At 59.9% G+C, this 18,783-nt stretch carries 15 protein-coding genes; 8 read left to right on the top strand and 7 right to left on the bottom strand.

The genetic code is table 11. From position 1 onward, the window contains the following. The first annotated feature begins 88 nt into the window (after positions 1-88). Positions 89-1,540 (top strand): mannose-1-phosphate guanylyltransferase/mannose-6-phosphate isomerase, encoded by a 1,452-nt coding sequence (locus CAF90_RS19380; protein ID WP_085608133.1) that lies wholly within the window; start codon positions 89-91, stop codon positions 1,538-1,540. Positions 1,541-1,623: 83 nt separating this feature from the next. On the opposite strand, the gene CAF90_RS19375 is transcribed toward CAF90_RS19380, so the two are convergent. Then, positions 1,624-4,329 carry an RHS repeat domain-containing protein gene (locus tag CAF90_RS19375; protein ID WP_085608132.1) on the bottom strand — a complete coding sequence of 902 codons (2,706 nt, stop codon included), beginning with the start codon at positions 4,327-4,329 and terminating at the stop codon, positions 1,624-1,626. A 182-nt stretch (positions 4,330-4,511) separates the two neighbouring features. On the opposite strand from CAF90_RS19375, the gene CAF90_RS19370 reads away from it, so the two are divergent. Continuing rightward, positions 4,512-4,976 (top strand): hypothetical protein, encoded by a 465-nt coding sequence (locus CAF90_RS19370; RefSeq protein WP_007957299.1) that lies wholly within the window; start codon positions 4,512-4,514, stop codon positions 4,974-4,976. 35 nt (positions 4,977-5,011) lie between these two features. Beyond that, complete coding sequence (locus CAF90_RS19365) at positions 5,012-5,836, top strand: SDR family oxidoreductase (protein WP_085608131.1); 825 nt, start codon at positions 5,012-5,014, stop codon at positions 5,834-5,836. A gap of 122 nt (positions 5,837-5,958) precedes the next feature. On the opposite strand, the gene CAF90_RS19360 is transcribed toward CAF90_RS19365, so the two are convergent. From CAF90_RS19360 to CAF90_RS19345, 4 genes are read right to left on the bottom strand one after another with little or no spacing between them, the layout of a single operon-like run. Continuing rightward, on the bottom strand, positions 5,959-6,825 hold the full coding sequence (locus CAF90_RS19360; RefSeq protein WP_085608130.1) for an HlyD family secretion protein: 867 nt from the start codon (positions 6,823-6,825) through the stop codon (positions 5,959-5,961). 10 nt (positions 6,826-6,835) lie between these two features. After that, the gene (locus tag CAF90_RS19355; protein ID WP_003221811.1) at positions 6,836-7,036 is read right to left on the bottom strand and encodes a DUF1656 domain-containing protein; all 201 of its coding nucleotides are present in this window, start codon (positions 7,034-7,036) and stop codon (positions 6,836-6,838) included. Beyond that, entirely contained in the window at positions 7,026-9,218 is a 2,193-nt protein-coding gene (locus tag CAF90_RS19350; RefSeq protein WP_085608129.1) for an FUSC family protein, read from the bottom strand. Before CAF90_RS19350 ends, CAF90_RS19355 begins: the two co-directional genes overlap by 11 nt. A gap of 10 nt (positions 9,219-9,228) precedes the next feature. After that, positions 9,229-10,740, bottom strand: coding sequence for an efflux transporter outer membrane subunit (locus CAF90_RS19345; protein ID WP_085608128.1), 1,512 nt, complete (start codon positions 10,738-10,740; stop codon positions 9,229-9,231). A 182-nt stretch (positions 10,741-10,922) separates the two neighbouring features. On the opposite strand from CAF90_RS19345, the gene CAF90_RS19340 reads away from it, so the two are divergent. From CAF90_RS19340 to CAF90_RS19325, 4 genes are all read left to right on the top strand, one after another. After that, positions 10,923-11,891, top strand: a complete 969-nt coding sequence (locus CAF90_RS19340; protein WP_085608127.1) for a LysR family transcriptional regulator — start codon at positions 10,923-10,925, stop codon at positions 11,889-11,891. Between the two features lie 141 nt (positions 11,892-12,032). Continuing rightward, positions 12,033-12,494: a hypothetical protein gene (locus CAF90_RS19335; RefSeq protein WP_085608126.1), complete on the top strand. Its 462-nt coding sequence runs from the start codon at positions 12,033-12,035 to the stop codon at positions 12,492-12,494. A 137-nt stretch (positions 12,495-12,631) separates the two neighbouring features. Further along, positions 12,632-13,606 carry a D-glycerate dehydrogenase gene (locus CAF90_RS19330; protein ID WP_085608125.1) on the top strand — a complete coding sequence of 325 codons (975 nt, stop codon included), beginning with the start codon at positions 12,632-12,634 and terminating at the stop codon, positions 13,604-13,606. A 191-nt stretch (positions 13,607-13,797) separates the two neighbouring features. After that, entirely contained in the window at positions 13,798-14,301 is a 504-nt protein-coding gene (locus CAF90_RS19325) for a DUF2165 domain-containing protein (protein WP_007957290.1), read from the top strand. Positions 14,302-14,305: 4 nt separating this feature from the next. Here the strand turns inward: CAF90_RS19325 and CAF90_RS19320 are convergent, their stop codons facing one another. Next, positions 14,306-15,208 (bottom strand): DMT family transporter, encoded by a 903-nt coding sequence (locus CAF90_RS19320; protein WP_085608124.1) that lies wholly within the window; start codon positions 15,206-15,208, stop codon positions 14,306-14,308. 139 nt (positions 15,209-15,347) lie between these two features. Here CAF90_RS19320 and CAF90_RS19315 point away from each other — a divergent pair, with 139 nt between their 5' ends. Beyond that, positions 15,348-16,223: an AraC family transcriptional regulator gene (locus CAF90_RS19315; protein ID WP_007957281.1), complete on the top strand. Its 876-nt coding sequence runs from the start codon at positions 15,348-15,350 to the stop codon at positions 16,221-16,223. Here the strand turns inward: CAF90_RS19315 and CAF90_RS19310 are convergent, their stop codons facing one another. After that, on the bottom strand, positions 16,224-18,653 hold the full coding sequence (locus CAF90_RS19310) for a TonB-dependent receptor (protein ID WP_085608123.1): 2,430 nt from the start codon (positions 18,651-18,653) through the stop codon (positions 16,224-16,226). Between the last annotated feature and the right edge of the window lie 130 nt (positions 18,654-18,783).

Raw genomic sequence — 18,783 nt, 5'->3', positions numbered from 1 at the left:
CCGTCGCTGCCCGGCACGGAATAACAACAAGAGTGAAACGACACAACGTTCGTGGCTCTGACCCAATCGATTTTATGGAGTAAACAATATGATTCCGGTGATCTTGTCAGGTGGTAGCGGCTCACGTCTTTGGCCGCTTTCGCGCAAGCAGTTTCCCAAGCAATTCCTCGCCCTGACCGGCGAACACACGCTGTTCCAGCAAACCCTCGAGCGTCTGGTGTTCGAAGGCATGGACACCCCGATCGTGGTCTGCAACAAGGATCACCGCTTCATCGTCAACGAGCAGTTGAGCACCCGGAACCTCGAATGCCAGCGCATCCTGATGGAACCGTTCGGCCGCAACACCGCGCCGGCTGTGGCGCTGACCGCGATGATGCTGGTCAATGAAGGTCGCGACGAACTGATGCTGGTGCTGCCGGCGGACCACGTTCTCGAAGACCAGAAAGCCCTGCAACGCGCCCTCGCCCTGGCCACCGTCGCCGCCGAAAACGGCGAGATGGTGCTGTTCGGCGTACCGGCGACCAAACCGGAAACCGGCTACGGTTACATCAAGTCCACCGGCGATTCGCTGTTGCCGGAAGGCGTCAGCCGCGTCTCGCACTTCGTGGAGAAACCCGACGTCAAACGCGCCACCGAGTACGTCGAGTCCGGCGGTTACTACTGGAACAGCGGCATGTTCCTGTTCCGCGCCAGCCGCTTCCTCGAAGAGCTGAAAAAGCACGATCCGGACATCTATGACACCTGCCTGCTGACCCTTGAGCGCAGCGCTCAGGACAACGACACCATCACCTTCGACGAAGCCACTTTCGCCTGCTGCCCGGACAACTCCATCGACTACTCGGTGATGGAAAAAACCCAGCGCGCCTGCGTGGTGCCGCTGACTGCAGGCTGGAGCGATGTCGGTTGCTGGTCGTCGCTGTGGGAAGTCAACGAGAAGGACGCCAACGGCAACGTCAGCAAGGGCGACGTGGTGATCCAGGACAGCAAGAACTGCATGATCCACGGCAACGGCAAACTGGTGTCGGTGATCGGCCTGGAAAACATCGTGGTGGTCGAAACCAAGGACGCCATGATGATCGCCCACAAGGACAAGGTCCAAGGCGTCAAGCAGATGGTCAACACCCTCAACGAGCAGGGCCGCAGCGAAACCCAGAACCACTGCGAGGTCTACCGTCCGTGGGGTTCCTACGATTCGGTGGACATGGGCGGTCGCTTCCAAGTCAAGCACATCACGGTCAAGCCGGGCGCGTGCCTGTCGCTGCAGATGCACCACCACCGCGCCGAACACTGGATCGTGGTCAGCGGCACCGCCGAAGTGACCTGCGACGAGAACGTGTTCCTGCTCTGCGAGAACCAGTCGACCTACATCCCGATCGCCTCGGTGCATCGCCTGCGCAACCCGGGCAAGATCCCGCTGGAAATCATCGAAGTGCAGTCGGGCTCGTACCTGGGTGAAGACGATATCGAGCGCTTCGAGGACATCTACGGTCGCTCGACCCCGATCGAACGCGGCGTGTCGGTGAAAACCATCGCGCAGTAAGCGTTCCGTAAAACAAGAAGCCCCCGTCCAGCCCGCTGCGTCCCCTATCCGCAGCGGGTTGGGCGGGGGCTTCTTGCTGACGCTCATGCAGCCTTGGAAGCCCCGGCCTGTACTTTTTTATGCCAGGTACTGACTTTTACCGATCCAGGAGTTTTGATTTCAAGCGTTCCGTGGAATGACTTGTCGAGACTGTCCAGCATTGTCCGTGCATTCATTCTTCCCACCTGCACGGGACTGATTCCCGAATTGCCTATCAGCAATGCCTTCAACTCTTTCAATCGGCCTTTGATCATCGGAACTGCGCTCAAGTCGGATGAGTGCTTCGGATCTAGTACATCCGGAGAAGCAAAAAACTCCAGGCTGTCGTAGCTGTCACCAAAGGCGCTCCTGAGTGCATTGTCGTCCTCAAGGTCATACTCTGCAAAATGCGTCATGCCCGCTAGAAATCTGCGCTCGTTCACTTCTCCGTTTATGGATAAAAGAAAGAAGGTGAATCCCATATTCCCAGCCTTGGTCCAATCCTTTTCGCTGGTATTGCCACCTTTTCCACCCAACGCCTTCAATTTGCTGTTGACCAGAGAAAAGTTTGACTTGATGTCCATATGTGACGGTGCCGCGCCCTTCGTCGCGAAGTTGTATGAGTAATGACGCAAGGTAAATTTCAAGTCTTTGGTCTTTTCGAGCACCGCAGGTGGTGCCTTTGTAGTTTTGAACTTGAGCTTGCCTTCGGTTATGTCATTCATCATCGTGTAGGGCTTCACTCTGTCCGTATCGCTGTAATTGTCCTTGTACGATTCAAAAATCTCGATGGCCGTGCGTACCGCCGAATGGGACTTTGATTCCTCGCCTTGCTCGTCAAAAAACGTCAACGGATTATTTCTCACCATTCGGAAAAGATTGATGCCATCTGCCTCCACACCTGCCGGATCCGGATTGCTCCATTTCTGCAACCACGGGATGTAGTAGCGGTAACCGTAGTAATCAAGCCCGCTGGCATCACGCTCCTTGCCCGAGTAACGGATGTATTTGTAGCTGAATTCGCCGTCCTGCCAGGCACTGGTACCGTATGGGTGAAACCTTTCCCGGCTGATCACCGCACCGTCATCGGCGGTTTCCAGACTGACCGACCCCAGGTGATCGACATGCTGGTATCGATACCGATCGTTGAGTCCCGAAGGCGGCGGGCTCTCCCAGTGCTGTACTCGAGCGTTGTCGGCAATGATGACCTGCAACCGTTCACCGGTACCGTTGACGGTGCGCAATTCCAGTCCAGGCAAATAGCGCACATCGGCAATCAGGGTGCGGGCGTTGGTTCGTAATGAGCGGATCTTGCGTACTCGCTGACTGCCAGACTCGTAGAGATAGACCTCCTGGTCGTTGAGCCCGGAGGCGCGTTCCACCGGGCTGACCGATTGCAGTTGGTTACGCAGGTTCCAGCTCAGCATCCGCCCCGGTTCCAGCTGCAACAGGTTGCCCCTGCGGTCGTAGGCAGCTTCGATTTCCGAATCGCCGGGAATGGCGTTCACGTAGGGCAAAGAGCGGTTGCTGAAACTCGCCGGTTGCAGTTTGCGCCCATGACTTTGCGGGCCGACATGAATCAGGTTGCGCAGGTTGCCGCCGGGATCATATTCGTAAGTCTGCTGATAGTTGCTGATCGCCGAAGGGTCGATGCGCCCCATCGATTGCGGGCCCTGACTGACAGTGCCGGCTTCCCAGCCGAAAGCCATGATCAACTGGTAAAGACTGTCGTAGACAAAGCGGCTGACCGGCTCGATGCGCTGGTTGGCAAAGTAACGGATCGGCAGTGCCTTGTCTTCGATACTCAGGACATTGCCCATCCTGTCGTATCCATAACTCAGGTGTTGCAACACGAGACCGTTAGCATCTTCGGACCGAAGGCCCAACAGGCGATCGTCTTCGGGGCGATAGATCCGGGTGGTGCGCACACCGTTACCACCAGTTTCCTGCGTGACATTGCCTTGCGCGTTGTAGCGAATGTCAGTAACCAGGATCTGCTCAGGCTTCCCCTTCAACCGCAAGCGGCGCTCGTGCAAGTGGCCATCGACGGTCAGCGCAAATGTATGCCGGTTCTCTCGGGCATCCGTCTGCTCCAGCACATCGCCCAGCGCACCATGGCGCCACTGCGATGTCGCACCAGCGCCAGGCTCCAACAGTTGCGGGCGATCCGCCTCCTGCTCCGGCCAGTCGGGTGTCAGCGGTTCCTGCGTAAAGTGGCGGGTGTCTTCAGTGCATGAGCCGATGATTGCAAACGCGCTGAACAGCACGCTGCCGGCTGGATGGTCATGACGAATCAGTTGACCGAACTGGTTACGCGACTGATCCCCGCTGCCGGGATGACCGTAGGTCAGGCGCTCGACACAACGCCGAGGCTCGCCCTTTCCCTCTTCGAATATCGCGACGGGGCGCAACAGATTGTCGTGCTCGATCTCGCGCTGCGTCTGACGGCTGTCCCAACTGAACATCGTTTGTGCAGCGAGTCCCTTCAACTCGATTTGCGTACCGGCATCGACACTGTCCGAACGAATCACCGTGGCGTCCAGAGCAAACACCTGCGTCAGATTGGCCGGCGTCAGCGGGTCGCCGGCTTGCGACAGCCAAAGCCGCGGGTCCCAGTGTTTTACCGCACGCCCCGCAGAATCATGCAGGATGCGGTTGATCCGGGACTCTACCGTCCCGCTCTCGATGGCTCGATGATAGTCGACCGTGCGAACCTCTAAGCCGCGCGGCTCGAACACAGACATCCTCGGCGTATTGATATGCAAGCTCATTAACCGTGCATCCTCGCGCGACCGGCGTTCTTTGTAGCTCTGGCATCTGAGCAGGCTCAGCGCTGATCCGGCTACTGTCAGAAATTACAGTCCCGACCAACGGCACTGCGCTCAATCCGTGAATGTCCATTCCCGCGCCCCTTCGGTAGGATGGTCATCACGAGTTCAAGGAGCGTTCGAACATGTTCATCGGCGTCTTGCTGGTCATCACCTGGCTGATCCTGCTGTTGCGCTACCCGGCCAAGGCCTTGCCGGTGTCCATGGCCGCCGCCGTCGGCCTCGGGCTGGTGGCGATGTGGGTGGTGTGGCTGGACAACCGCGAAGTCAAGCAACTGGCGCGCCTGGAACTGCGCATCGTCTATGCCCCCGAACACTGCCCTGCCGACCGCCCGCTGCTGCTCAAGATGAACAACGGCAACGACGTGCCGCTGACCGAACTGCGCTGGCGCATTGCGGCGTACGCACCGGGCGACACCGTGAACCTGGCCGACAATCAATACGCCGCCCCACGCTATCGCGGCCCAGGCGAACTGCAGCCCGGCGGCAACTGGGAAGACTGCCTGCCGATGCCGCCGTTGCGTCCCGGTTATCGCCCGCAAACCCTGGAGTTTCGCGCCGAGCGATTGCAGGGTAGTTTCTCCGACTGATCCCCTCTCCCACTCTTTTGCACAAGGAATGCGCCATGCCCGTCGCGTTGATTACCGGTTGTTCCAGCGGCATCGGCCGCGCCCTCGCCGATGCCTTCAAAAGCGCCGGCTACGAGGTCTGGGCCAGTGCGCGCAAGGCTGAAGATGTCGCGGCACTCGCCGCTGCCGGGTTCACGGCCGTGCAGCTCGACGTCAATGACAATGCAGCGCTGGAACAACTCGCCGAGCGGATCAACCAGCAACATGGCGGCCTCGACGTATTGATCAACAACGCCGGTTACGGCGCCATGGGGCCGCTGCTCGATGGCGGTGTTCCGGCCATGCAGCGCCAGTTCGAAACCAACGTGTTTTCGATTGTCGGCGTGACCCGTGCGCTGTTCCCGGTACTGCGTCGGGCCAAGGGCCTGGTGGTGAATGTTGGTAGTGTTTCCGGGGTGCTGGTCACGCCATTTGCCGGCGCCTATTGCGCGTCGAAAGCCGCGGTGCACGCGTTGAGCGATGCGTTGCGCATGGAACTGGCGCCGTTCGGGATTCGCGTGCTGGAAGTGCAGCCGGGGGCGATTCAATCGAGCTTCGCCAAGAATGCCGGCCATGAGGCCGAACAACTGATCAACGAACAATCACCGTGGTTTCCGTTGCGTGAAGGCATCCGGGCGCGGGCCAAGGCTTCGCAGGACAAACCAACGCCGGCCAGCGAATTTGCCGCCGAGTTGCTCAAGGCGGTACAGCAGAACAAACCACCACGGCTGATCCGCATCGGCAATGGCAGCCGGGCGTTGCCGTTGCTGGCGACGTTGCTGCCGAAAGGGCTGCTGGAATCGACCTTGATGAAACGCTTCGGCTTGCGCGGGAAACTCTGAGACCGAGTCGGCCCCATCGCGGGCATGCCCGCTCCCACAGGTATTGAGGCGCGTTCAAGATGTTCAGGCGCCGTGATATCTGTGGGAGCGAGCCTGCTCGCGATTTGCAGCGACTCGGTCTGTCAGTTATCCACAGCGTCCTGCTTCACCACCACGGTGCAGGTAATCCCCGCCGCCAGCAGCACACCTTCCGGCACTTCATCAATGTGAATCCGCACCGGCACCCGTTGCGCCAGCCGCACCCAGTTGAAGGTCGGGTTCACATCGGCGATCAGCTCGCGGCTTTCCGGGTTGTCACGGTCGTAGATGCCGCGGGAAATGCTCTCCACGTGGCCCTTGAGGACTTCGCCGCTCATCAGTTGCATGTCGGCTTTGTCGCCGACGCGCACGTGGGGCAGCTTGGTTTCTTCGAAGAAGCCGTAGACCCAGAACGAATTCATGTCGACCACAGCCATTTTCGCCTCGCCGATGCGCGCGTAGTCGCCGCGATGGACGTTGAGGTTGGTCACGTAGCCGTCCACCGCCGCCCGCACTTCGGTGCGTTTGAGGTTGAGTTCGGCGGCTTCCAGTTGGGCCTGGGCCTGTTGGTAATCGGCTAGTGCCGAGTCGGCGATGTTGCTGGCGTCGTCGCGGTTTTCCTTGGAGATCACCAAGGCGTCCATATCGGCGCGGCGATGGGCGTTGACCCTGCGCATCTCCCACGTGGCCTTGCGCGAAGCCACCAGCGACTGCGCCTGTTTCACCGCGAGGCGATAGTGCTCGGGGTCGATCTGCATCAGCAGATCACCTTTCTTCACCAACTGGTTGTCACGGACCGGCACGTCGACCACTTCACCGGTGACGTCGGCCGCGACGTTGATGATGTCGGCACGGACCCGGCCGTCGCGGGTCCACGGGGTGTTCATGTAGTGCTCCCACAACGTGCGGCCGATCCACAGCGCCAGGGCCAGCACCAGCAGGGTCGCGAGCAGGCTGAAAAACTTTTTCATCAGAACGTTCTCAACGGTAGACAGTCAGCGCCATCGCGCCGAATAGACAGGTAAACAGACTCAGGCGCAGCAGCGCCGGGTGCCAGAAGAAGCGGTACAGATCGAACCCCGAGAGGAATCGGTCCAGCGCCCAGGCCAGTGCCGCAGCGACGAAAAACATCAGGGTCATGGTCGGCATGTACACGCCGTGGAAGGCGATTTCACGAGGCATGGGCAAGTCCTTCGGGCTTGGCGATGGCGTAGGCGGCGAGTGGCGATTGCGGGTCGAGCAACGAGGTGCGGATGAAGTGCAAGTAGCTTTTCACCCGACGCAGGGCCGAGGTATCGAAGTGCGGTGCGAACGGTTCGTCAGTGGCGGCGACACGGCTGATCGCGTGATCGACGGCGACCAAGGCGCGTTCCAGATTGCTCGAATTCGGTTGCAGGAACAGCCGCACCAGCGAGCGCCCCATGACCCGGATCGCCTGGCGCCATGGCTGGGTTTCGGCATACGCCGGGTGCACCGGCAGGATCGCCTGCTCCTTGCGCAACTCGATGATCGCGTGGCCGACTTCCAGCACCACGAACATCCAGCGCAGCAGGTTTTTCTGCACCAGCGGCTGACCGGCCGCCAGGCCATAAGCCTGATGCATCAGGTCGCGAGTACGGCTTTCAAAACTCGACGCCAGGCCCTTGAGTTTGCCGCTGATCGCGTACACCACTTGCCCGCGCAGGTCATGCTCGAGGCGCTGCCACAACCAGCGGCTGTTCGGCGGCAGAATGATCGCCCCCGCTGCCGCGCAAACCAGCATGCCCATGACCATGGCGATGTAGTCGTTGATAAAGGTGTAGGGGTTGTAGATCGTCAGGTTGTCCGGCACCGAACCGGTGCTGAAAAAGATCAGCAGACCGAGGCCGACACCGGCGTATTGCGGCCGCGATGCGAGGAACGAACCGAGCACGATCACCGGCGCGAGCATCACGCACAGCAACGGAAAACCATCGATCCACGGGAAGATGAAAAACATCTCGACGAAGCCGATCAACGCCCCGAGGAATGTGCCGCAAGCCATCTGGAAGGCCATGCGTTTCGGGTTTGGCGTCGCCGCCGACAGGCCCACGGTGGCGGCAGCGATCAGGGTCATGGTCGCGCCGCTCGGCCACGCGGTGGCGACCCAGTAACTGCCGAGCACGACCAGAATGAATGCGGCACGAATCCCCGAAGCTGCTGCCGCCCACCAACTGGTCTGCGGGGTGAACGGCTCGTCCCAGCGCTCGCGTTCGTGGCTGTGATCGGCCAGCGAAGCATGGGTCTGTGCATAACTGTGCAAGTCATCGACGAAGCGATAGAGCAACTCGTATGCGGTGTGGAAATCCAGTTGTTCGGCGTCGCTCGGCTCGCTCTCCTGGAAGATCGCCCGCAGGCTGCGCACCCGCGCCGGCAGGCCTTCCTTGTAGGCCGCGAGCGCCAGCACCAGACGCGCCGCATCCGGGCTGGTCAGGGCGCGACCGCTGAAGCCGTCGAGCACTTCGGCCAGATCCTGCAGGCCCGGTTTGATTGCCGCTTCCACATGGTCGGCGCCATTGCGACGCAGGCGTTCGAGCAACTGGTGCAAGGCGTTGAAACGGGTGGTGATGCCCATGAACTCGCTGTTCAGGCGACTGAGCCGACCGTTGCGCCGACGCATGTGCGGGTCTTCGAACACGGTCACGCTGCGCAGTCCTTCCAGCCCCACCGCTTCGGCGATGAAGCGCACGTTGCTGGCCTCGAACGACTCCGGTTTGCTGCGCCCGCGCAGGCCATCGGTGACGAACAACGCGAACACACCGAAGCGCTGATACAAGGCGTTGCGCATCGCGGCGCTGGCGGTTTGCGGCAGGATCGCGGCACTGACAAGGGTCGAGCAGAGAATCCCCAGCGAAATTTCCAGCACTCGCCACACCGCTGCCATGAACGCACCGTCAGGATGGGCGAGCGCCGGCAGGCCGACCATCGCCGCCGTGTACCCGGCCAGCACAAAACCGTACGCACGGAAGTTGCGGCAGCGGGCGGCGCCGGCCGAACAGATGCCGACCCAGATCGCCAGCGAACCGAGGAACAGTTCGGTGTTCTGGGCGAACAGGGAAATCAGCGTGACCATCATCGCCGACCCGGCCAGGGTGCCGAGGAAGCGATAGAAACTCTTGGCGAACACCTGGCCGCTCTGCGGCTGCATGACGATGAACACGGTGATCATTGCGGTGCGCGGTTGCGGCAGTTCCAGGCGCATTGCCAGCCACAGCGTCAGGAACGCGGCAATCAACACCTTGAAGATGTAGACCCAGGTCACGCCGTCGCTGCGCGCCCAGTCGAAGAAACCCCGGCGCCATTCCAGGGAGTAGAGCCAGCGCAAAGGTGCGGGCAAGGGAGTCATTGAATCTTGCTCAGTGGTCGAGGGCTTGAAGAAGGGCCGGGGTTTTCGGTGCGGCAGTCTGTTCGGCAGTCGGCACGTCTTCACCCGCACCAAGGCCACCGCCCAATGCCGTCACCAGTTCCGCATGGGCGCTCAAGCGCGCGGCCTGCACCTGCTGCTCGACCTGCTGCTGTTTGAACAGCAGGGTCTGGGCGTTAAGCACGTTGAGGTAATCGGTGAGGCCGCGCTGGTAGGCGATCATCGCGATGTCGTAAGTCTTCTGCGCGGTGGCCACCGATTCGGCGGCGAACGTCTGCTGTTTGTCCATCGACTCGCGGCGGATCAACTGGTCCGAGATGTTCTTCAGCGCATTGACCAGTGTCTGGTTGTAATGCGCGACGGCGATGTCATAACCCGCCGAGGCTTCGCCCAGTTCGGCACGCAGTCGCCCGCCGTCGAAGATCGGCAGCGAGATCGCCGGCCCGACGTTGTAGTTGAGCTTCTTGCCAGTCAGGAACTCCAGCGCCCCACCGCCAGTGGCCATGTAGCCGAGGCTGCCGACCAGATCGACGTTGGGATAGAACCCGGCGTGTGCGACATCGATCCCGCGCGCCTGCGCCGCCACTTGCCAGCGACTGGCGACCACGTCCGGACGCTGGCCGAGCAGTTCGGCGGGCAATGCCGAAGGCAGCTTCAGTGCCGCGCCCAATGACAGGGTCGGACGCTGCAACTGCGCGCCAGCGCCCGGGCCTTTGCCGGCCAATGCCGCGATCTGGTTGCGGCTCAGGGCGATTTCTTCGTCCAGCGCATCCAGTTGCCGATGGGTTTCCGGCAGCGGCGTTTCGGCCTGGCTGACTTCGAAGTGCGTGCCGATTCCGCCGTTCAGGCGTTTCTGCGCCAGCTCGAGAATCTGCTGTTGCTGCTTGAGCGTCGCCGCCACGATGTCGCGCTGCGCGTAGTGCAGCGACAACTCGATGTAGGCGCGCACGATGTTGTTCTGCAATTCGAGCTGCGCCTGACGCGCCTCGGCAGCGCTCATGTGCGCCAGATCGACGGCCCGTTCGGTGCTGTTGCTTTCACGGCCCCAGAGGTCGAGGGCGTAACTGAAACCCAGCGCGGCATTGTTGTCCCAGGTGGTGCTGTTGGCCAGCTCACCGGGACCGTAGAACTGATCGGTCGGCCAGTTGTGACGCTTGAGCGTCGACTCGCCATTGATCTGCAACGACTCGGCGGCTTCGGCGACACCGGCCATGGACCGGGCCTGACGCACTCGCGCGGCAGCCATGGCCAGGGTCGGACTGCCTTGCACGGCAAGGTCGATCCAGCGGTTGAGTTGCGGGTCGCCGTAGGCTTGCCACCATTGGGCGGTGGGCCAGTTTGCGTCACGGGCGGCGTGGGCGATGGCCTCGTCGGTGGCCAGTTCATTGGCCTCCAGAGCCTTGCCCTGCGGGGCAATCCCTCCGGTTCCGATGCAGCCGCTGAGAACTAACGTAAAAGCCAGAACACTGAGCGGCAAAAGCGCTCTGTTGATGCGACGCGGCACTGCTGCGAATTCCTGAGGTGGGAGATGTTTCGAGGTGGGCGCAATTCTAGGGGGGCGCCATTACGGCGATAAGCTGGGAATCCTGTGAATCTTTGTTACCGTTAACGAGATAATCCCTTGGTCGGGGGTCTCAGCCCCTGAAACTTCGTGTCACAATTTGCCATCTCCCTTGAGAGCACCCCATGGACACTTTGCAAAACATGCGCGCCTTCAGTTGTGTGGCCGAAGCCGGCAGCTTCACCGCCGCCGCCGTGCAACTCGACACCACCACCGCCAACGTCTCGCGCGCGGTCTCCAACCTTGAGGCCCACCTGCAAACCCGCCTGCTCAACCGCACGACCCGGCGCATCGCCCTCACCGAAGCCGGCAAGCGCTATCTGCTGCGCTGCGAGCAGATCCTCGCCTACGTCGAAGAGGCCGAAGCCGAAGCCAGCGAAGCCCACGCCCGCCCGGCCGGACAGTTGAAAGTGCACACCATGACCGGCATCGGCCAGCACTTCGTGATCGACGCCATCGCCCGCTACCGCAAGACCCACCCGGACGTGACCTTCGACCTGACCATGGCCAACCGCGTGCCGGACCTGCTTGACGAAGGCTACGATGTGTCCATCGTCCTGGCCCGCGAACTGCCGGACTCGGGCTTCGTCTCGCAACGCCTGGGCATCACCTACAGCATCGTCTGCGCCTCCCCGGCCTACGTAAAAGCCAACGGCTGCGCACAAAAACCCAGCGACCTGCTGAACCACGCCTGCCTGCGTCTGGTGAGCCCGGTGATCCCCTTGGAAAAATGGGCCTTCGACGGCCCTGACGGCCAGGAAATGGTCACCATCAACAGCTCCCCCTTCCTGGTGAACTCCGCCGACGCGATGAAAAGCGCGATCACCAGTGGGATGGGTGTGGGCGTGTTGCCGGTGTACGCCGCGATTGAAGGCTTGCGCAACGGCTCGCTGGTACGGGTCATGCCCAACTACCGCTCGCAGGAACTGAACCTCTATGCGATCTACCCGTCGCGGCAGTATCTGGATGCGAAGATCAAGACCTGGGTTGAATACCTGCGTGGGTCGTTGCCGGAAATATTGGCGGGGCATCAGGCGGAATTGGCGGCTTATGAGATGAGTGGGAGTCTGGCGGGGGTGCGGGTGGCCAACTGATTCATGGCCACACGGCTTGAAATGGTAGCCCGACTATAGCAATTCATTCTAAAAAACTGTCATTTATGACAGTGGCCTAGAAACTCCTTTGAATCGAAACTCTGTGACGTCATTTCACAGCTCATTCGAAGGAGCACTACCATGTTCGCTGATATCAAAACAGTTGCAGACGTTGGCACAGTGGCGGCTAAGATTCACAATAATTTCGAACTAGCAGATTTTAAGGGCCCCGTTACGTTCTTTTTTCATGCATCCGCGATGAATAATATTTATTTACTCGCCAAGCATAAAATCAGCGATACGGAATGGTACGAACTAAGTACCGTTTTTCTGAGCGACATTCAGGTGAAACGCTACGAATTGCCGAATCCAGCATTTCCTCTTTCATTGAGCTTAAGAAAAACATGGGTGGATGACACCGGAGAAACCTACTCCAAAAATTTTGCCACTGACAAAAATATCGGCTATGTGACCGTTGAAGCTTTCGACATCGAAGTCGGAATTTTTGAAGCAGGTTTTAATTTCACAATCTTGAGCGAAGGTAAATCCCATCAAATGATCGGGAACGCAAAAGTCACGCAATGGAGTGATGTGACCAAGTAAGTGAAGCACAAACCAATGAACCCCACCGCTCTCTCAAAACGCTTTTGACGATGCGGTGGGGTTCAGTGGCACTCGCCTAACCCTCGACAAGAATGTTAGCTTGCTTGGCATCCAGCCGCCCGACGAGCTCTCCTTCAATGAAAAAAACCGTCCTCGCCTTCAGCCGCATCACCCCCCCCATGATCGAACGCCTGCAACAGGACTTCGACGTCATCGTCCCCAACCCAAAGAACGGCGACATCAACACCCAGTTCAACGAAGCCCTGCCCCACGCCCACGGCCTGATCGGCGTCGGTCGCAAACTCGGCAAGGCCCAACTGGAAAACGCCGCAAAACTTGAAGTCGTCTCCAGCGTCTCCGTCGGCTACGACAACTACGACCTTGCCTACTTCAACGAACGCGGGATCATGCTCACCAACACCCCGGACGTCCTCACCGAAAGCACCGCGGACCTGGCCTTCGCCCTCATCATGAGCAGCGCCCGCCGCGTCGCCGAACTGGACGCCTGGACCAAGGCCGGCCAATGGCAGGCCAGCGTCGGCGCACCACTGTTCGGTTGCGACGTACATGGCAAGACCCTGGGCATCGTCGGCATGGGCAACATCGGCGCTGCTGTCGCCCGTCGCGGACGCTTGGGCTTCAACATGCCGATTATCTACAGTGGCAACAGCCGCAAGACCGAGCTGGAACAGGAACTCGGCGCGCAATTTCGCAGCCTTGACCAACTGCTGGCCGAAGCCGATTTCGTCTGCCTGGTAGTACCGCTCAGCGAAAAGACCCGCCACTTGATCAGCCACCGCGAACTGGCACTGATGAAGCCTGACGCCATTCTGGTGAACATCTCCCGTGGCCCGGTGGTCGACGAGCCGGCATTGATCGAAGCGTTGCAGAAAAACCGCATTCGCGGTGCAGGCCTCGACGTCTACGAAAAAGAACCGCTGAGCGAATCTCCGCTGTTTCAGCTGAAAAACGCCGTGACTTTGCCGCACATCGGCTCGGCTACGAATGAAACCCGCGAAGCCATGGCCAACCGTGCGCTGGCCAACTTGCGCAGCGCCCTGCTCGGCGAGCGCCCGCAGGATCTGGTCAATCCGCAAGTCTGGAAAGACTGAATACAACTAAGGCTGGACACAAGTTTGTCCAGCCTTAGTTGTTTTATATAAGCGACCCAACAAGCAAATTAATTGCCACACATTCAAAAGCTACACAAATTGAAAATGACTCTTTGCCCGTTTATCTTCCGCGAGCTATAGAATCCCGTCACAACCTGCCAAGAGACAGGTTTAATTGACGGAGAAAACAAATGACGAATCTGACAACAGCTCAATTGATTCGAAGAAGCAAAGTAGCAATAGTTCTCATGGTGGGTGTTTTGGGCACACTGATCGTTTACAGCAATGCAACCGACTACAACTCCAACTATATCTACCTTGGCCATATCCTCAGCATGGACACGACAGGCAGTCATTTGACATATCGCTCCATCAACTCGGAAATCATGCATCACCGGATCTACTGGATGATCATGACACTCGAGACGATTTTTACTTCTGCCTGCCTGCTAGGTGGCTATCAACTTGCCAAAAACATAAATTCATCGGAACAGCAATTTCACGAAGCCAAGAAATACGCCGTACTGGGTTTTCTGGTAGCACTGTTTGTTTATTATTTCTGCCTGCAAGTCGTAGGCAATGAATGGTTCGACATGGACCAGTCAAAAGAATGGAACGCCATGTCCTGGGCACAAAGCATTGTCGACTTTTTACTCCCGGCACTAATATTTCTGGTCATGAAAATCGACAATTGAGTATTCAATGTGCGGGTTTAGCGATCATTTCAATAACGGGTTTAGGTTTACGAAATACCAACACATTGCCCAGCATCACCAGCACAAGCCCCGCCAGCGCCGGCGCTGTCCATTGATAGCCTTCGGCAAAGGCCGATACGTTCAGCGCCACCACCGGGAACAGCACTGTGCAATAAGCCGCGCGCTCCGGCCCCATGCGGCCGACCAGCGTCAGGTACGCGGTGAAGCCGATCACCGAACCGGGGATGACCAGATACAGCAGCGCGCCGATGTAACGTGACGTCCATTCCATCTCGAACGGAATACCTTTGACCAGGCACCACACCGACAACATCGCCGCGCCGTAAGCCATGCCCCACGCATTAGTGGTCAACGGTTTGAGACCGGCCTTCTGTTGCAGGCTCGAGAGCATGTTGCCCGCCGAGAAACACAAGGTGCCGCAAAGTGCCAAACCAAGGCCAAGCAGGGTTTGCGGAGTGGCGTGATGCCCGGCCAGCTCCGGCCAGAACAACAGCCCCAGACCGCCCAGCCCCAGCGCCCCGCCCATCAGCACATTGCGCGCGATGCGTTGGCCGAAGAACACCCGCGCATTCAGCGCGTTCCACAACGTTGCGGTAGAAAACACCACCGCCACCAGACCGCTGGGAATCCATTGGCTGGCGGTCAGGAAACACATGAAGTTGACGCAAAACAGGCACAAACCCTGCGCCACGCAGATCAAATGCCCGCGCCGGTTCATCGGTTGCAGGCGACGGCTGAGCAGCAACAGCGCAAACAACACCAGCGCCGCGAGACCGAAGCGATAGACGATCGACACCGGAATCGCCACCACACCCAATTGCCATTTAAGGGCGATCCAGGTGGTGCCCCAGATCAGCACGGTCAACAAATACAACGACAGGTTCATGGCAGACACTCCTCGATTGGTTTTCAGTGTCCGCCTGCGCCCTCGCCCCTCGCTTGCATAAACTTGCGCTTTTGTCGGCGCGCAGGCTGGCAGCGCGAAATCTACGGAGTAGGATGCAAGGCGTTGAAGAGAACCGACCATGGCCGCCATCGATACCCTGCAAGTCTTCCAAGCCCTCAACAATTCGCCCAATGCACGCCTTGTGCACAGCGCCGAGTTGGGTGACGGCTTGTCTGCAGCTTTGTGGACCAATCATCACGACGCCCAGGAATACGAAGCGCCGAGCCATCACACCCTCTCCTGCTACATCGCCGGCGGCACCGGCACCTTCCGCCGTGGCGAACCCGGCCACAAGGGCGGCCCGGACAAGTTGTGCATCCTGCCGGCCGACCACGAATCGGGTTGGGTCATCAACGGTGATATTCGCCTCGCTCACCTGTACTTCAGCGCCGAACAATTTGCCTTGGGTTGCGTCACGCTGCTGGATCGCGAGCCTCGGGAAATGCAGCTGCGCGAACAGACTTTTCTCGAAGATCCGCAGCAGGCCCAACGGTTTCGCCAGCTACTGACCTTGAACTGGGACGAGCCTGCTGAGCGCTTGCTGACCAGCAGCTTGGCGCACGAATTGATCAGCCATACCCTGTTGAGCCAGGTCGGCGTGCGTCAGGGCTTGCGTCTGAAAGGTGGATTGGCGCCGCACCAGCGCCGGCAACTGGTGGAGTTCATCGACAGCCAACTGGCCGAGCCGATCAGTCTCGGGCAACTGGCCGGGTTGTGTGCGTTGTCGGAATACCACTTTGCGCGGATGTTCCGGGTGAGCTTCGGCTTGCCGCCGCATCAGTATGTGCTGGCGCGGCGTTTGAGCCGGGCGCGGGAGTTGTTGCGGGGGACGGCGTTGCCGTTGGGGGAGATTGCCCTGGCGTGCGGATTTGCCAGTGCCAGCCACTTCACCAACCGCTTTCGCCAGGTGCTGGGTGGAACGCCCGGCGAGTATCGCCAGGCGTTTTTGCGCTGATCAGAACTCCAGCGTGCTCGACAACGAAATCTGCCGCGAGTCGCCCATCGACACGAAGAACCGGCTCGCCGCCGAGGTGTAGTAGGTGCGGTCGAACAGGTTCTTCACGTTGAGCTGGAACTTGACCTTCTGCCCTTCAACCTTGGTGTCGTAAGTGGCGAACGCATCGGCCACGGTGTAGCTCGGCAGATCGAAATCATTCACCGCGTTACCCGCTCGTTCACCGACATACCGCGCGCCGGCACCGACTCGAAGCTGATCGCCGCCGATCACGCTGCCGAAGTCGTAGACCGCCGACAGCGAGCCGGTGTTCTTCGCCACGTTTTGCAGCTTGTTGCCTCTGTAGTCGGGATCTTCCGTGACCTCGGCGTCGGTGTAGGCGTAGCTGCCGATCATGCTCCAGCGGTCGCTGAGCTGGCCGGTCAGATCGACTTCCAGACCACGGGAACGCACTTCGCCGGCGGCGCTGTAGATCGTGGTCGGGCCTTCGGCGTTGGCCACCAGCACGTTGCGTTTCTTGATGTCGAACAGCGCGATGTTGCCGGTAACACGCCCCGGAATGTCGAGGCGTGCGCCCAGCTCCCAAGACTTGGCCTCTTCCGGTGCGATGCTGCCGTCGAGCACGGTGCTGCTGCCGCTGAGCGGGGCGATGGTCGAGTTCGGTTTGAACGATTCGGTGTAGCTGCCGTAGAACGACAACGCGTCGGTGTAGCGATACACCAGACCGGCGCGCGGTACCCACTTCTGGCCGTTGCTGTCGGTGTTGGCCTTGAACGGCACGCCTTTGCCGGCGTACTGGTCGTACTCCTGGAAGCGCCCGCCAGCCACCAGAATCCACTGGTCGTTGAGGTGGATCGAGTCCTGAAGGAACACCGAATCGCTGCGCAGTTCGTCGGTCTGCGCACTGTCCGCCGGGCTGACGGTGGTGCCTTCGACTTCGCGGCCGTAGACCGGGTTGACGTAGCTGAAGGTGCTCAGGCTTTTCTGGCGGATCAGGTCGGCGCGGTAGATCTTGCGGTACTCGTCGTCGACGCCGAACACCAGATCATGCTGCATGCCCAGCACGTTGACCTTGCCTTCGAGGCTGGCGGTGGTGAAACGGTCGGTGCTGATCGCGCCCTGGGTGCCGTCCATGCTGCGGGTCAGGGTGCCTTTTTTGGTGTCGATCGCGGTTACGCGGACCTGGCTGGCATCGTAGGTTTCGCGGTTCCAGCTGTAGCCGAAATGGGCTTTCCAGTCATCGTTGAGTTCATGGTCGGCCTCGAAGTGATAGAGGTCCGAGCGCCCTTCCATGTCGTTGAATTTCTCGTCGAGACGCTCGTTGCGCGAGATGTCCAGCGGATGGTTGGTGCGAGGATCGATCAGGGTTCCACGATCGAATGGGGTGAGGAATTCGCGATGCTCATAGGCAAACAACAGCTTGGTGCGCTGGCCGTACCAGGCCAGCGACGGCGCGATCAGTGTTTCACGATGCGTGCCGAAGTTGCGCCAGTAATCTTCGTCTTCATGGTCCAGCACCATGCGATACGCGAGGCCGGAATCCCCCAGCGCACCGGTGCTGTCGAAGGAGCCGCCGCTGCCATTCTTGCCGTCGCCGTAGGTCGAGCCGCGCAGGGTCAGCGCGTTGTACTGGGTCAACTCAGGCTTCTTGCTGACCATGTTGACCACGCCGCCCGGGTCCTGAATCCCGTAGAGCAGCGAGGCCGGGCCCTTGAGCACTTCGACGCGATCCACGGTGGCGTTCATGCCACGGCCCTGCACCACCGGCATGCCGTCGCGCATGATCGAGCCGTTGCGGTTGTCACCGAAGCCGCGGGTCATCACCGAATCCTGGGTGCTGCCCAAGGTGTTGCCCTGGGTGATACCGCTGACGTTGGCCAGCGCATCATCAAGATTGCGCGGTGCCTGATCGCGAATGACCTGGGCCGGAATCACATTGACGGTCTGGGGGATTTCCTGAAGCGAAGCGGAGGAGCGCATCACCGAACTGGTTTCCGGTGGCTGGTAGCTCATCGACTGGTTGACCACCGAAGTGATGGTGGTCGCGCCGAGGTTCAGAGCGCCTGCAGTCGGTTGCGGTTCTAGCGCCAGGGTATGGCTGTCGGTGCGGCGGAAGGTCAGGCCCGAGCCTGTGAGCAGACGTTGCAGCGCCTGTTCGGCACTCATCTGGCCGTTGATCGCTGGAGCGGTCAGGCCGTAAGGCGCTTCATCGGTGTAGACCACGCTCTGCCCGGTGACACGACTGAAATCACTCAGGGCCTGTGGCAACGGCTTGGCGGCCAGGGAAAAACTGAACTGCTTTTGTGGCTGACTGCTGACGGATTCAGCGCCCAGCGACACGCTCATCGGCAACAGGGCCAATGCCGAAAAACTCAAGGCCGAAACGCCTAACCACTGTTTGACCGAACCCGATTTTGCCCTGGACTTCATTGCTCATGACCTGTGTAGAACCGCAACGGATGCGAATGACTCGCAGTTTCAGTCACTACACGGATGGCGTCCGGGTTTACCTCACCACAAAGTTGAAAATATTTTCGTTGTCGCTGCCGACGCCTTCGCG

This window comes from Pseudomonas sp. B37(2017), from assembly GCF_002112885.1.
GTDB lineage: Bacteria > Pseudomonadota > Gammaproteobacteria > Pseudomonadales > Pseudomonadaceae > Aquipseudomonas > Aquipseudomonas paraglycinae.
The sequence above is the reverse complement of the archived record's forward strand: the minus strand, read 5'-3'. Positions and strand labels throughout refer to the sequence as shown.

What these genes read in the sequence shown, in the direction of transcription:
- CAF90_RS19325 (WP_007957290.1), top strand. Translation starts at nt 13,798, where the DNA reads ATGACGAATCTGACAACAGCTCAATTGATTCGAAGAAGCAAAGTAGCA.
- CAF90_RS19335 (WP_085608126.1), top strand. Translation starts at nt 12,033, where the DNA reads ATGTTCGCTGATATCAAAACAGTTGCAGACGTTGGCACAGTGGCGGCT.
- CAF90_RS19315 (WP_007957281.1), top strand. Translation starts at nt 15,348, where the DNA reads ATGGCCGCCATCGATACCCTGCAAGTCTTCCAAGCCCTCAACAATTCG.
- CAF90_RS19340 (WP_085608127.1), top strand. Translation starts at nt 10,923, where the DNA reads ATGGACACTTTGCAAAACATGCGCGCCTTCAGTTGTGTGGCCGAAGCC.
- CAF90_RS19375 (WP_085608132.1), bottom strand. Translation starts at nt 4,329, where the DNA reads ATGAGCTTGCATATCAATACGCCGAGGATGTCTGTGTTCGAGCCGCGC.
- CAF90_RS19310 (WP_085608123.1), bottom strand. Translation starts at nt 18,653, where the DNA reads ATGAAGTCCAGGGCAAAATCGGGTTCGGTCAAACAGTGGTTAGGCGTT.
- CAF90_RS19320 (WP_085608124.1), bottom strand. Translation starts at nt 15,208, where the DNA reads ATGAACCTGTCGTTGTATTTGTTGACCGTGCTGATCTGGGGCACCACC.
- CAF90_RS19330 (WP_085608125.1), top strand. Translation starts at nt 12,632, where the DNA reads ATGAAAAAAACCGTCCTCGCCTTCAGCCGCATCACCCCCCCCATGATC.
- CAF90_RS19380 (WP_085608133.1), top strand. Translation starts at nt 89, where the DNA reads ATGATTCCGGTGATCTTGTCAGGTGGTAGCGGCTCACGTCTTTGGCCG.
- CAF90_RS19360 (WP_085608130.1), bottom strand. Translation starts at nt 6,825, where the DNA reads ATGAAAAAGTTTTTCAGCCTGCTCGCGACCCTGCTGGTGCTGGCCCTG.
- CAF90_RS19370 (WP_007957299.1), top strand. Translation starts at nt 4,512, where the DNA reads ATGTTCATCGGCGTCTTGCTGGTCATCACCTGGCTGATCCTGCTGTTG.
- CAF90_RS19365 (WP_085608131.1), top strand. Translation starts at nt 5,012, where the DNA reads ATGCCCGTCGCGTTGATTACCGGTTGTTCCAGCGGCATCGGCCGCGCC.
- CAF90_RS19350 (WP_085608129.1), bottom strand. Translation starts at nt 9,218, where the DNA reads ATGACTCCCTTGCCCGCACCTTTGCGCTGGCTCTACTCCCTGGAATGG.
- CAF90_RS19355 (WP_003221811.1), bottom strand. Translation starts at nt 7,036, where the DNA reads ATGCCTCGTGAAATCGCCTTCCACGGCGTGTACATGCCGACCATGACC.